Below are 13,076 nucleotides of genomic sequence, written 5' to 3' on the forward strand. Positions count from 1 at the left end.
CGCTCAGCCCCGGGCGGCGTCGATCTCCGCCGCGCGGGGCATCCCGGTCCGCGCGCCCTCGGACGCGACCGACAGCGACGCCGCGACGACGGCCGTGGCGGCGGCGTCGGACAGGTCGCGGCCCGCGGCGAGACCGGCGGCCAGCACCCCGTTGAACGTGTCGCCGGCGCCGGTGGTGTCGCGGACCTGCGCCGCCCCGGCGGGGATCTCCCGCACCGCGCCGTCCGGGTGGGCCAGCAGCACCCCGTCCCCGCCCAGGGTGACCACGACCGGCGCCCCGGTCCGCCCGGCCAGGGCCACCGCGCGGGCCCGGTCGTCGGCGGCGTCCGGCAACCCGGCGCGGGTGTGCAGGTCGGCCAGCTCGGAGCGGTTCGGGGTGAGCACCGGAGCGTCGCCGAGCAGGTCGAGCACGGCACCGGTGACCGGCGCCGGGTTGAGCACGCACGCCACGCCGGCCGCACCGGCGGCGCGCACGGCGGCGACGACCGCGTCGTCCGGGATCTCCGTGCTGACGAGCACGCACCCGGCCCGGTCCAGGACGCCGTCGAGCGCCGTGCGTACCGCGTCCGCGTCCACCCGGGCGTTCGCCCCGGCCCCGACCGCGATCTGGTTCTCCCCCGCGTCGTCGGTGACGATCAGCGCCACCCCGGTCGGGACGCCGTCGAGGCGGGCGACACCGCAGGTCCCGACGCCCTCCGCGCACAGCTCGTCGACGGCCCCGGTGCCCTCGGCGTCGGCGCCGACCGCGCCGACGAGCTCCACCGGCGCACCGGCCCGCGCCGCGGCGACCGCGGCGTTCGCGCCCTTGCCGCCGCCGTAGCGCGCCAGGTCCCCGCCGACGACGGTCTCCCCCGGCCCGGGCAGCCGCGCGGCCGCCACCACCAGGTCCACGTTGACCGCCCCGACCACGACGACCGCGTCGCCACACCGCTCCTGCACCGCTCCGATCGTAGGGGCATGCTGGTCCCGCGAACGGATCATCACAGGAGGAGGCGCGGGTGCCGACACCGCTGATCATCGACACCGACCCCGGCGTGGACGACGCGGTCGCGCTGGTCCTCGCGCTGCGCAGCCCCGAGGTCGACGTGCGCGCGGTCGTCGCCGCGTTCGGCAACGTCGCGCTCGACGACACGCTTCGCAACGCCCGTCAGCTGGTCGCGCTGCTCGGACGCTCCGACGTCCCGGTGGCCGCGGGCGCGTCCCGGCCGCTCGTCCACGACCTCCCCGCCCGGGCCGGGCACGTGCACGGCGTGGACGGCCTCGGCGGGCGATCCGCCGGGCTCACCGACCTCGCGCCGCTCGACCCGCGCCCCGGCGTCGACCTGATGGCCGACGTCCTGCGCGGGGCGACCGAACCGGTCACGATCGCCTCGATCGGGCCGCTGACCGACACCGCACTGCTGCTGGCCACCCATCCCGAGCTGACGGAGAGGATCGGCCGGGTCGTGGTCATGGGCGGCGCGCTGGGTGCCGGCAACGTGACCGGCGCGGCCGAGTTCAACGTCCACATCGACCCCGAGGCCGCGCACCGCGTGCTCACCCAGGCCGAGGTGCCGGTGACGCTCGTGCCGCTGGACCTGACGCTGCGCTGCATGGTCGGCACGCCGTGGCTGGAACGGCTGGCCGGGGCCGACCCGGTGTGCGCGGAGCTGGCCGCGATGATCGTCCCGTACCACGCGTTCTACTCGGCCGACCACGGCCGCGACGCCGTCGCGATGCACGACGCGCTGGCCCTGCTGGAGTGCGTCGCCCCGGGGTCGCTGCGCACCACGCCGCTGCCGGTACGGGTGGCCTGCGACCTCGGCCCGGCCCGCGGCGCCACGGTGGCCGACCACTCCGCAGACGCGACCGGCCCGCGGGTGCAGGTCGCCCTCGACGCCGACGTCCCCACCGTCCTGGAGGCGGTGCTCACCCGCCTGGCCTCGGTGTGAGCGCTACGCCAGACCGTGCTCGATCGCGTAGCGGACCAGGGCGCCGCGGCCGGGGACGCCGAACTTGCGCAGCAGCCGTTGGACGTGGTTCTCCACCGTGCGCGGGGAGAGCACCAGGCGTCCGGCGATCTGGCGTGCGGTGAGGCCCTCGACGACCAGGCGCAGGACGTCGGACTCGCGCGGGCTCAGCGGTGGTGCGCTCGCCGCGGCCGGAGCGGCGACGGCGTCGAGCACCACCGCGGCCAGTCCGGGGCTGAACGCCGGACGTCCCTCGACGACGGCGTCGACGATGCCGGCCATCGACGTCGGGTCCGCCCCGACCGCGTACCCGGTGGCCCCTGCGCGCACGGCGTCGAGGACGGTCGAGTGCTCGGCCGCGGCCGAGGAGGCGACGATCGGGACGTCCGGCGAGCGGGTGGCCAGGGTCGCGATGGCGACCACCCCCGCGTCACGGCCGGCGTCCAGGTCGATCAGGACCATCCGCGGACGGTGCCGGGCCACGGAGGCGGCCAGATCGGGCGGCGCCGGGGTGTCGAGGACGCGGACCGTCGACGGCACCGGGGGGCGTCCGACGACGACGACGCCGATGGACTCGTCGTGCTCCACCGTGCCGATTCCCCCGCCGCGTCCGCTCGTCACCCCGTATGGATCAGTCATCGTGCCACCGAACGGACGTCCGCGCCCGCACCGATGTCGGGGTCCTGATCGGGCGGGGAGGTCCTCAGTCGTCCGCGAGGCCCTGCTCGATCGCGTACCGGACGAGCTGGGACCGGTTGTGCAGCTGCAGCTTGCGCAGCGTGTTCTGGATGTGGCTCTCCACGGTGCGGTGCGAGACGACGAGGCGCTCACCGATCTGCTTGGCCGTCAGGCCCTTGGCGACCAGGCGCAGCACCTCGGTCTCGCGCTCGGTCAGGGCCGGGACCGGGACATCCCCACCCGCCCCGCCCTGCGGGCGCGCGGGCGCGTCGGCCATCCGCCGGAACTCCCCCAGCACCAGCCCGGCCAGCCCCGGCGTGAACACCGCGACCCCGCGGGCGGTGCGCCGCACGGCGTCGAGCAGCTCGTCCACCCCGGCCGACTTCACCAGGTAGCCGGTGGCGCCGGCCTTGACCGCCTCCAGCACGTCGGCATGCTCGCCGCTCGCGGAGAGCACCAGGATCCGGGTGTCGGGGAGCCGGCCCATGATCTCGCCGATCGCGTCCACACCGGACGTCGCGCCCAGGTTGAGGTCCATCAGGACCACGTCGGGGCGCACGGCGGTGGCGATCCGCACCGCGGCCGGGCCGTCGGGTGCGGTGGCCACGACCTCGCAGCCCCGGTCGGTCAGGTCACGGGCGACTCCCTCGCGCCAGATGGGGTGGTCGTCGACGACCATCACCCGCACCGCCTGCTCGTCCCCCATCGCCGCACCCCTCTCGCCCGCCGGACCGACCGTCACCGACGCTCCGTCACGACCGCCCTGCTACAACCGCCCTGCTACAACTGCGCTGCGCCGTCCGTCCGGGCCACCCGCAGCACCCATTCGGTCCCGCGGTCCGGTCCCGTGTCGAGAGTCAGCGTGCCACCCAGCTGCTCGACGCGGCCACGGATCGAGCGCGCCACGCCGAGCCGGCCCTCCGCCTCGGCCTTGGCCAGGCGCCCCTCCGGGATGCCGGGGCCGTCGTCGCGGACGCTGACCTCCAGCGCGTCGCCGCCCCTCTCATCGCGCACGGCCTCGACGAGCACCCACGCCCGCGCGTCCGGACCGGCGTGCGCCACGACGTTGGCCAGCGCGGCCCGCACCGCGGCCTCGATCTCGTCGACGGTCGGCGCGGCGAGCTCCAGGGCGTGCGCCGGCGCGGAGACGGTGACGCGCGGCGAGGACAGCGTGCGCAGTGCGGCGCCGAGGTCACGGTGCCCGGAGGCGTCGGAGTTCCCGGCGCCGGCGGTGAGCAGGGTGCGCAGCGCGACCTCCTGCTCCCCGGCGAGCGTGCCCAGCTCGGCGGCACCGCCCCCGATCTCGGAGCCGCGGCGCTGCACGTGCGCGAGGACCTGCAGCACACCGTCGTGGATGGATCGGGTCAGGCGTTCGCGCTCGGCGTCGGCGGCCTGCTCCGCGGCGAGGCGGCGCAGGCGGGCCGCGGTGCGGGTGAGCACCCGGGAGGCGAACCCGACGGTCAGCCCGGCGAGCACGAGCAGCTGGATGTCACCGAGCTCGAGCACCCCGAGACGCTGCTTGGACAGCACCAGTGCTCCGGAGATCACCAGCGCCGCGGCCACGCCGCCGCGCACCCGGTGGGCGACGGCGCAGGCCAGCACCGAACCGGACGTCCAGATGGAGCCCATGCCCGGTTGCCCGAGGTCGAGCGCCGCGTCGGTGACGATCAGCGGGGTGGTCGCCATGACCGCGACGCAGACGGCGAGGTCGGCCAGCGCCAGGCGCCCGCGATGGTCCGGGGCGCCGGGCAGTCCGCCCAGGTAGCCCCAGGACGTGACCAGGGTCCAGGCGGTCATCGCGACCAGCACCCCGACCGCGCCGAGCATCGAGGAGTAGCCCGGAAGGTGGTAGAGCGTCACCGCGATGACGGTGATCAGCGTCAGCACCCGGTAGGCGATGATGCCGCGCCAGAACGGCTCGAGCGGATGCTCCACGTCGTCGAGTGTGACGCGGGCCATCGCTGCGCGGAGCCGTTCCGGAGAAGTCATCGCGGCTTGGTGCCGGTGACCAGCGCGTTGTAGAACCAGGACCGCGGGACGACGCGCGAGAGCAGGTGCTCGTCCACCCAGGACAGTCGCTGCCAGCCGTGGAAGGCGAACATCGCCCAGTTCCAGCCCAGGCGCCCGGGCGGGACGGCGGCCTCGAACGTGCGCACCGGCCACCCGAGCATCGCGGCGCTGAACTCCTCGGTCGCGACGCGGACGTCACGGGCACCGGCCCGGCGTGCGGTCCCCTCCAGCTCGTCCGGGTCGAACGTGTGGATGTCGACGACCGACTCCAGCGCCGCCGCGCGCGAGGACTCGTCGAGCTCGTGCTGCGGACGCCGCCAGCCGGTCAGGCCGGGCAGCTTCGTCAGCGTGGTGGTCGCCTTCCAGGTCCACTGCCCGAGCTTGCGGGCGTAGGCGTCACCGACCGTCGTCGGCTCGCCGGCGAACACGAACCGCCCGCCCGGCTCCAGCACGCGCAGGACCTCGCGCAGCGCGGCCTCGACGTCCGGGATGTGGTGCAGCACCGCGTGCCCGACGACGAGGTCGAAGCTGTCGTCGGGGTACGGGATCCGCTCGGCGTCGGCGACCCTGCCCTCGACGTCGAGGTCCAGGTGACGGGCGTTGCGCAGCGCCGCCTCGACCATGCCCGGGGACAGGTCGGTCACCGCTCCGCGGTCGGCCACCCCGGCCTGCATGAGGTTGAGCAGGAAGAAGCCGGTGCCGCTGCCCAGCTCCAGGGCCCGGAGGTACGGGCGCCCGTCCCAGGGCGCGGCGAGACGGAACCGTCCGGCGGCGTAGTCGATGCAGCGCTCGTCGTAGCTGATCGACCACTTCTCGTCGTAGGTCCCGGCCTCCCAGTCGTGGTAGAGCACGTTGGCGAGCTTCGGGTCCCCCCACGCGGCCTCGACCTGCTCGGCGGTGGCGTGCGGGGTGGGGACCGGGTCCGTACTCATGGGTAGGAGCATCGCAGAGGCTCCGACCGGGCAGAACTGTCGGACCCCCGTGTCACGGTGGGACCATGAGCGCCATGACGGACCAGGTGAGTGAGCCGCACCAGCTCGCACGACCGGCCGACGGCTGGACGGTCGACGACCTCGACCGGTGGCCGGAGTCGCACGAGCGCTACGAGCTGACCGGCGGAGCGCTCACGTCCGGGCCCGCTGAGCGTCGGCCTCCGACACGGCGACGGCCCGGTCGGACGCCGCACGCGACGTCCGGCCGGGCCGGTGGTGATGCCCTCTAGCGTCCGGTGAAGGTGGCCTTGCCCGGGCCGTTCTGCACGAACGACTCCTTGCCCGCCCGGGCGTCCTCGCTGGCGAAGATCCCGGCGAACAGCTCGGACTCGATGTCCAGGCCGGTGCGCAGGTCGGTGTCCAGGCCGCCGTCGATCGCCTTCTTGGCCGCGGCCAGGGCGAGCGCGGGGCCGGCCTTGAACTGTGCGGCGTAGGCGACGGAGCGGGAGTAGACCTCGTCGGCGGGGACGACCTCGTCGACCAGCCCGATCGCCAGCGCCTCCTCGGCGGTGACCATCCGGCCGGTGTAGATCAGGTCCTTGGCCCGCGACGGGCCGATCAGGCGCGCCAGGCGCTGCGTCCCGCCGCCGCCCGGGAAGATGCCGAGCAGAATCTCCGGGAAGCCGAGCTTGGCGTTGTCGCCGACGATCCGGCGGTCGGCGCCGAGCGCGACCTCGAGGCCGCCGCCCAGGGCGTAGCCGGTCACCGCGGCGACGGTCGGCTTGGCGATCGTGGAGATCGCGCCGAGGCCGGCGGAGAGCTTCCGCGCGACCGGGGCCATGTCCGAGTAGGACATGGTCGCCATCTCCTTGACGTCCGCGCCCGCGGCGAACGTCTTCTCCCCGCCGTAGACGACGACGGCGCGCACGTCGGCGCGGGTGTCCGCCTCGTCGGAGACGGTCAGCAGCTCCTGCTGGATCTGGCGGTTCAACGCGTTCATCGGCGGCCGGTCGATCCGGATGGTCCCGACGCCGTCGTCCACGGACAGGCTCACGAATTCGGTCACGAGCGGACCCTAACCCGTGGCCCGACCACCCACGGCGCCGCGACGCCCCGGCCCGCGCCCCCACGCTCCGGCCGTTCCCCAGCGCTCCGGTCGTTCCCCTCGCCACGAGGGGACCCCCCGGGACCACAGGGTGAGCGAGGGGACCCCACGCGACACCCCGGCTCACCGGTCCGGGCCACCGCCGGGTGTCACGAGGGGAACCTTCGGGGCCGCCCGATGAGCGAGGGGACCCTTCGGGACACCCCTCGACGGCGGCCCGGCGACGGTCAGTCGCGGCGCCAGGCGGTGTAGCGGCCCCGGCGGCGGGCGACCTGCAGCGGGAGGCCGAACGTGTCGGAGAGGGCTTCGTCGGTCAGGACGTCGTCGAGCAGCCCCGAGGCGACCACGCGTCCGTCGCGCAGCAGCATGCCGTGGGTGTAGCCGGGCGGGATCTCCTCGACGTGGTGGGTGACCAGCACCGACGCCGGCGCCTCCGCATCCATCGCGAGCGTCGACAGGCGCGAGACCAGGTCCTCGCGGCCGCCGAGGTCGAGGCCGGCGGCGGGCTCGTCGAGAAGCAGCAGCTCCGGGTCGGTCATCAGCGCGCGGGCGATCAGGGTGCGCTTGCGCTCGCCCTCGGACAGCGTCCCGTAGGCGCGGTCGACGAGCTTGCCCATGCCGAGGGTCTCGAGCAGGTACCCGGCGCGCGCGGTGTCGGTGGTGTCGTAGTCCTCGCGCCAGCGGCCGAGCACGCCGTACCCGGCGCTGACCACGACGTCGCTGACGATCTCGTCGCCCGGGATGCGGACACCGAGGTTCGCCGAGGTCAGCCCGATCCGGGGCCGCAGCTCGAACAGGTTGACCCGGCCGATCCGCTCGCCGAGCACGTGCACGGTGCCGGCGGTCGGGTGCATCTCGGCGCCGGCCAGTCGCAGCAGGGTGGTCTTGCCGGCGCCGTTCGGGCCGAGCACGACCCAGCGTTCGTCGAGCTCGACGCGCCAGTCGACGGCGTCGAGCAGGGTCGCGGGACAGCGTCGGACGGCGACACCGTCCATCGCGATCACGTAGTCGTCGAAATCGGCATCCGTCGGTGTGACGCCGGGCGTGGGCGGGGTTCCGGGGGTGGCCACACCTCTATCCTCGCCGATCGTGCCGGTCTTCCCCTTGGGTGCCCATCCCGACGATCACGGAACGCGCTTCGCCGTGGCCTCCACCAGCGCGGAGGTGGTCGAGGTCTGCCTGGTGGACGGCCCTCCCGACGGAGGGCCCGGCGAGCTGACCGAGCGCCGGGTCGAGCTCGGCGAGCACACGTTCGGCGTGTGGCACGGGTACGTGCCCGGCGTGGCGCCCGGGCAGCGCTACGGGTTCCGGGTGCACGGGCCCTACCGGCCGTGGCAGGGCGTCCGGGCGAACCCGCAGAAGATCCTGGTCGACCCGTACGCGAAGCAGGTCACCGGACGCGTCACCGACCTCGACGCCGCCCGCGGCTGGGTCGACGACCCGATGACGGGGCGGCCGAGCACCGTCAACTCGCTCGGGCACGTCCCGCTGTCGGTCGTCGTGGCGCCGGACCGCGAGCCGCTGCGGCCCCGCCCGGACGTGCCGTGGTCGGACACCGTGATCTGCGAGCTGCACGTGCGCGGCTACACGCGCCTGCACCCCGAGGTGCCGCCCGAGCAGCGCGGGACCTACCTGGGCCTGGCGCACCCGGCCGTCGTCGAGCACCTGACACGGATCGGTGTGACGGCCGTCGAGCTGCTGCCGGTGAACGCGATCGCCGACGAGCCGCCGCTGCTCGAACGCGGCGCGGTGAACTACTGGGGCTACTCCACGCTGGGCTTCCTGGCCCCGCACCCGGGCTACGCGAGCGTCCCCGGCAACGAGGTCACCGAGTTCGCGACGATGGTCGACACGCTGCACGCGGCCGGGATCGAGGTGATCCTCGACGTCGTCCCGAACCACACCTGCGAGGGCGGGGTCGGCGGCACGACGATCTCCTACCGCGGCCTCGACGCCCCGGCCTACTACTCGCTCGGCGGGTCCGGGCACGACAACGACATCACCGGCACCGGCAACACCCTCGACGCCGGCTCGCCCACGGTGATCCGCCTGATCTGCGACGCGCTGCGGCACTGGGTGACCGCGTTCGGCGTCGACGGGTTCCGGATCGACCTGGCCAGCGTCCTCGGACGGCCGCGCTCGGGGGCGTTCGACCCCAGCTCGGCGCTGCTGACCGCCATCGCCCAGGACCCGATCCTCTCCAGCGCCAAGCTGATCGCCGAGCCGTGGGACGCGACCGGCGAGGGCTACCGGGTCGGCGGGTTCGGCGTCGCCTGGTCGGAGTGGAACGGGCGCTACCGCGACGCCGTGCGGGACTTCTGGCGCGGGCACGGCGGGATCGCCGAGCTGGCGTCGCGGATGACCGGCAGCTCCGACATCTACGGCCTGTCCGGGCGCCGACCGTGGGCCTCGGTCAACTTCGTCACCGCGCACGACGGGTTCACCCTGCGCGACCTCGTCTCCTACGAGCGCAAGCACAACGAGGGCAACGGCGAGGACAACCGCGACGGCACCGACGACAACCGCTCGCAGAACTTCGGGGTCGAGGGCGAGACCGACTCCCCCGACGTCCGGCAGGCACGTCTGGCCACCGCCCGGTCGATCATGGCCACGCTGCTGCTCTCGGTCGGCACACCGATGCTCGTCGGCGGTGACGAGCGCTGGCGCACCCAGGGCGGCAACAACAACGCCTACTGCCGCGACGACGAGACGTCCTGGGTCGACTGGACCACCACCGACGAGACGCAGGCGCTGGCCGCGTTCACCGCACGGGTGGCCGAGCTGCGCCGGGAGTCGCCGGTGCTGCACCGCGACCAGTTCTACGTCGACGGCGAGGTGCTGTGGTGGCATCCGTCGGGGCGTCCGATGACCGACGACGACTGGCACGACGGCGGCACCCGGACGCTCGCGGTGCTCCTCGCGGACTACTGGCTGCTGCTCCTGCACTCGGGGGACGAGGCGGGCGAGTGCGTCCTGCCGACCGAGCACGGCTTCGACCCGGTCCTGGACACGACCACCGACGACGGCCGCCCCGCCGACACCACGACGGTCGACGCCGGCTCGACCGTGCCCCTGCCGCCCCGCTCGGTCCAGCTCCTGCGCAGCCGGTAGGCCGCAGCCGGACTCGTCGCCGCAGTCCCGGAGCGTTCGTGCGGTGCGACCGCACGAACGCTCCATGAGCCGGCCGCCCCGGGGACGGCGGCGGCGCAGTTGCGGCGCTTTCGTGCGGTGCGGCGACACGGAAGCTCCGCGAGCGGTGCCGGAGCGGTTCTCCGCAGGGCCCGGGCGGCGTAATCTTCCGCACATGCCTCGGTACGAGTTCCGCTGTCGGGTGTGCGCGTCGACGTTCGACGTCGATCGGCCGATGGCGGCCTCCGGCGATCCGGCGGACTGCCCGGCGGGGCACTCCGACACCGTCAAGCTGCTGTCGACGATCTCGCTGGGCGGCCGCGCCGGCGGGGGCGGCGGCGTGCCCCGTCCGGCGATGGCCCCGGCCGGTGGCGGGGGCGGCTGCTGCGGCGGAGGGTGCTGCGGCGGGGGCTGAGCCCCGCCCCAGACCCCCTACCGCAGATCCCCGGGCTCAGCCCGCCAGCACGACCTTCGCCAGTTCCGCCGACGACGCCAGGTGCGGGTGCTGCGGCAGGACCCGCACCGTGTACCCGGTCAGCCCGGCGTGCGGCAGCGGCACGACGACCTCGTAGCGGTCGCCGCCGCCGTCGCAGGCTCCGGCGTGCTCCATCGCGACCGTGGTCGGCTCGGCCAGCTCGTCGGTGTCGTCCACCCGTCCGACGACGGCCTCGACCGTCACGTCCGCCGGGTCCAGGCCGGCCAGGTCGACCGTCGCACGCACCGTCATCGGCGACCCGACGACGGGGGTGTCCGGCAGCCCGGACGCGTCGACGCCGGTGACCTGCAGCTTGTTCCACGCCGCGTTGAGGCGGGCGCGGTAGCCGGCCACGTCCCGGGCGGCGGCGTAGTCGTCGGCGACGGCCTCGGCGGCCGCGCGGGCGGCCGGGAGGTACCAGTCGTGGACGTACTCGCCGACCATCCGGGTCGCCTGCACCTGCGGGCGCAGGGTCTCCAGCGTGTGGCGGACCAGCTCCACCCACCGCGTCGGGACGCCGTCGGTGCGGTCGTAGAACGCGGGCGTGACCTGGGTGGCGAGCAGCTCGTAGAGGGCGTTGGCCTCCAGGTCGTCGCGCCGGGTCGGGTCCTCGACGCCGTCCGCGGTCGGGATGGCCCAGCCGTTGGAGCCGTCGTAGAGCTCGTCCCACCAGCCGTCACGGATGGAGAGGTTGAGCCCGCCGTTGAGCGCGGACTTCATGCCGGACGTGCCGCAGGCCTCGAGCGGGCGCAGCGGGTTGTTCAGCCAGACGTCGCAGCCCCAGTAGAGGTAGCGGGCCATCGACATGTCGTAGTCGGGCAGGAAGACGATCCGGTCGCGGACCTCGGGGTCGTCGGCGAACCGGACGATCTGCTGGATCAGCGCCTTGCCGCCGTCGTCGGCGGGGTGCGACTTGCCGGCCACGATCAGCTGCACCGGACGGTGCGGGTCGAGCAGCAGGCTGCGCAGCCGGTCGGGGTCGCGCAGCATCAGCGTCAGGCGCTTGTAGGTCGGCACCCGGCGGGCGAAGCCGACGGTGAGCACGCCCGGGTCGAAGACGTGGTCGGTCCAGCCCAGCTCCGGGGTGGACGCTCCGCGCTCCAGCCAGGCCGCGCGGACGCGGCGGCGGACCTCGTCGACGAGACGGGACCGCAGCGTGTTGCGCAGCGCCCACAGCTCGCCGTCGCTGACCTCGGACGGCGCGCTCCCGGCGTGGTGACGCCCGCCCGGGGTCGGGTCGCCGAGCAGCGCGGTGATCTCGCGGGCCTCCCAGGTGTGCCCGTGCACGCCGTTGGTGACCGACCCGATCGGCACCTCGTCCTGGTCGAACCCGTCCCACATCCCGCCGAACATCCCGCGCGAGACGGCGCCGTGCAGCCGCGAGACGCCGTTCGCGCGCTGGGCCAGGCGAAGGCCCATGTGGGCCATGTTGAACGTCTCGGGGTTCTCCTCGGCGCCGAGCGCGAGCAGCCGGTCGGTCGGCAGGCCGGGCAGCAGCCGGTCGGTGAGGTAGCGCCGGACCAGGTCCAGGCCGAACCGGTCGATGCCGGCCGGGACCGGGGTGTGGGTGGTGAACACGGTGCCGGCCCGGACCGCGGCGAGAGCCTGGTCGAAGTCCAGCGGCGTCGAGCCGTTCGACTCCGCCGACGCTCCTCCCGGCACCCCGGCCACCAGCTCCCGGATCCGCTCGAGCCCGAGGAACCCGGCGTGTCCCTCGTTCGTGTGGAAGACCTCCGGGCTTGGGTGCCCGGTGGCGGCGCAGTAGGCGCGCACGGCGCGGACGCCGCCGACGCCGATCAGGATCTCCTGGGAGATCCGGTGGTCCTGGTCGCCGCCGTAGAGACGGTCGGTGATGCCGCGCAGGTCCGCCTCGTTGTCCTCGATGTCGGTGTCGAGCAGCAGCAGCGGCACCCGTCCGACCTGGGCCTGCCAGACGCGGGCGGTCAGGGTGCGGTCGTCGGGCATCGCGACCTGGACGTGCACCGGCTCGTCGTCCGCGCCGGTGAGCAGCTGCAGCGGCAGTCCCTGCGGGTCGAGCGCCGGGTAGTGCTCGAGCTGCCAGCCGTCGAGCGACAGGGACTGGCGGAAGTAGCCCGACCGGTAGAGCAGGCCGACGGCGATCAGCGGCACACCCAGGTCGGAGGCGGCCTTGAGGTGGTCGCCGGCCAGCACGCCGAGGCCACCGGAGTAGTTCGGGAGGACCTCGGAGACGCCGAACTCCATCGAGAAGTAGGCCACCGCGCCCGGCAGGTCGGGGGTGTCCTCGCGGCTGTCCTGGTACCAGCGCGGGCCGGCCAGGTAGTCGCCCAGCTCGTCGGCGAGCTCGCGCACCGTCACGACGGTCTCGGCGTCGGTGGCCAGCTCCGCCAGGCGTGAGCTGGGGATCTCCCCCAGCAGCCGGACCGGGTCCTGCCCGCAGCGTTCCCACGCCTCGGGGTCGAGGGAGGCGAACAGATCGCGGGTCGGGGCGTGCCAGGTCCAGCGCAGGTTCGTGGCCAGCGTCTGGAGCGGGGCCAGCTGGGTCGGCAGCTGGGCACGGACGGTGAATCGGCGCAGGGCTCTCACGGGCGCGAAGCGTACGAGACGACGGGAAGGGAGCGGGAACGAGAGGGGCGGAGCGGGAACGAGCACGGGACGAACGGGCGCCGACACCACGCTTACGGTTGCGACACGCTCTCCCGGCCCGGCCGGACACACGTCGACAGTCTCGGTACGGTTGGCGGGTACGCGGCCGCTTCGGGGAAGTCGTCGCGGTGAACCGGCGCTGAGCTGTAGTGACGTCCGCTCGCGCCGAGTGC

General features: G+C 74.4%; 12 protein-coding genes. 4 read left to right on the plus strand and 8 right to left on the minus strand.

Translation table 11 applies throughout. The annotated features are described in order from the left end of the window. Positions 1-3: 3 nt before the first annotated feature. Positions 4-939 (minus strand): PfkB family carbohydrate kinase, encoded by a 936-nt coding sequence (locus EV383_RS24285; protein ID WP_242623285.1) that lies wholly within the window; start codon positions 937-939, stop codon positions 4-6. A gap of 59 nt (positions 940-998) precedes the next feature. On the opposite strand from EV383_RS24285, the gene EV383_RS24290 reads away from it, so the two are divergent. Then, positions 999-1,931: a nucleoside hydrolase gene (locus EV383_RS24290; protein WP_130292076.1), complete on the plus strand. Its 933-nt coding sequence runs from the start codon at positions 999-1,001 to the stop codon at positions 1,929-1,931. Positions 1,932-1,934: 3 nt separating this feature from the next. Here the strand turns inward: EV383_RS24290 and EV383_RS24295 are convergent, their stop codons facing one another. From EV383_RS24295 to EV383_RS24310, 4 genes are all read right to left on the minus strand, one after another. Beyond that, a complete protein-coding gene (locus tag EV383_RS24295) occupies positions 1,935-2,588 on the minus strand; it encodes a response regulator transcription factor (protein ID WP_130292077.1) in 654 nt (217 codons plus the stop codon). Between the two features lie 64 nt (positions 2,589-2,652). Beyond that, entirely contained in the window at positions 2,653-3,333 is a 681-nt protein-coding gene (locus EV383_RS24300) for a response regulator (protein WP_130294946.1), read from the minus strand. Positions 3,334-3,407: 74 nt separating this feature from the next. Continuing rightward, positions 3,408-4,562, minus strand: coding sequence for a MacS family sensor histidine kinase (gene macS, locus EV383_RS24305; protein WP_242623286.1), 1,155 nt, complete (start codon positions 4,560-4,562; stop codon positions 3,408-3,410). A 50-nt stretch (positions 4,563-4,612) separates the two neighbouring features. Beyond that, the gene (locus EV383_RS24310; RefSeq protein ID WP_130292079.1) at positions 4,613-5,569 is read right to left on the minus strand and encodes a class I SAM-dependent methyltransferase; all 957 of its coding nucleotides are present in this window, start codon (positions 5,567-5,569) and stop codon (positions 4,613-4,615) included. A gap of 65 nt (positions 5,570-5,634) precedes the next feature. Between EV383_RS24310 and EV383_RS24315 the strand changes: the two genes are divergently transcribed. Then, positions 5,635-5,859, plus strand: a complete 225-nt coding sequence (locus EV383_RS24315) for a hypothetical protein (RefSeq protein WP_130292080.1) — start codon at positions 5,635-5,637, stop codon at positions 5,857-5,859. On the opposite strand, the gene EV383_RS24320 is transcribed toward EV383_RS24315, so the two are convergent. Beyond that, positions 5,856-6,635 (minus strand): enoyl-CoA hydratase/isomerase family protein, encoded by a 780-nt coding sequence (locus tag EV383_RS24320; RefSeq protein WP_130292081.1) that lies wholly within the window; start codon positions 6,633-6,635, stop codon positions 5,856-5,858. The genes EV383_RS24315 and EV383_RS24320 overlap by 4 nt on opposite strands. Positions 6,636-6,901: 266 nt before the next feature. Then, the gene (locus EV383_RS24325) at positions 6,902-7,669 is read right to left on the minus strand and encodes an ABC transporter ATP-binding protein (RefSeq protein WP_130294948.1); all 768 of its coding nucleotides are present in this window, start codon (positions 7,667-7,669) and stop codon (positions 6,902-6,904) included. A gap of 94 nt (positions 7,670-7,763) precedes the next feature. On the opposite strand from EV383_RS24325, the gene glgX reads away from it, so the two are divergent. Further along, positions 7,764-9,785, plus strand: coding sequence for a glycogen debranching protein GlgX (glgX, locus tag EV383_RS24330; RefSeq protein ID WP_130292082.1), 2,022 nt, complete (start codon positions 7,764-7,766; stop codon positions 9,783-9,785). Positions 9,786-9,978: 193 nt separating this feature from the next. Continuing rightward, positions 9,979-10,218 carry a zinc ribbon domain-containing protein gene (locus EV383_RS24335; protein WP_130292083.1) on the plus strand — a complete coding sequence of 80 codons (240 nt, stop codon included), beginning with the start codon at positions 9,979-9,981 and terminating at the stop codon, positions 10,216-10,218. A gap of 36 nt (positions 10,219-10,254) precedes the next feature. On the opposite strand, the gene glgP is transcribed toward EV383_RS24335, so the two are convergent. Next, on the minus strand, positions 10,255-12,843 hold the full coding sequence (gene glgP, locus EV383_RS24340) for an alpha-glucan family phosphorylase (protein ID WP_130292084.1): 2,589 nt from the start codon (positions 12,841-12,843) through the stop codon (positions 10,255-10,257). Between the last annotated feature and the right edge of the window lie 233 nt (positions 12,844-13,076).

Origin of the sequence: Pseudonocardia sediminis, from assembly GCF_004217185.1 — a bacterium.
GTDB lineage: Bacteria > Actinomycetota > Actinomycetes > Mycobacteriales > Pseudonocardiaceae > Pseudonocardia > Pseudonocardia sediminis.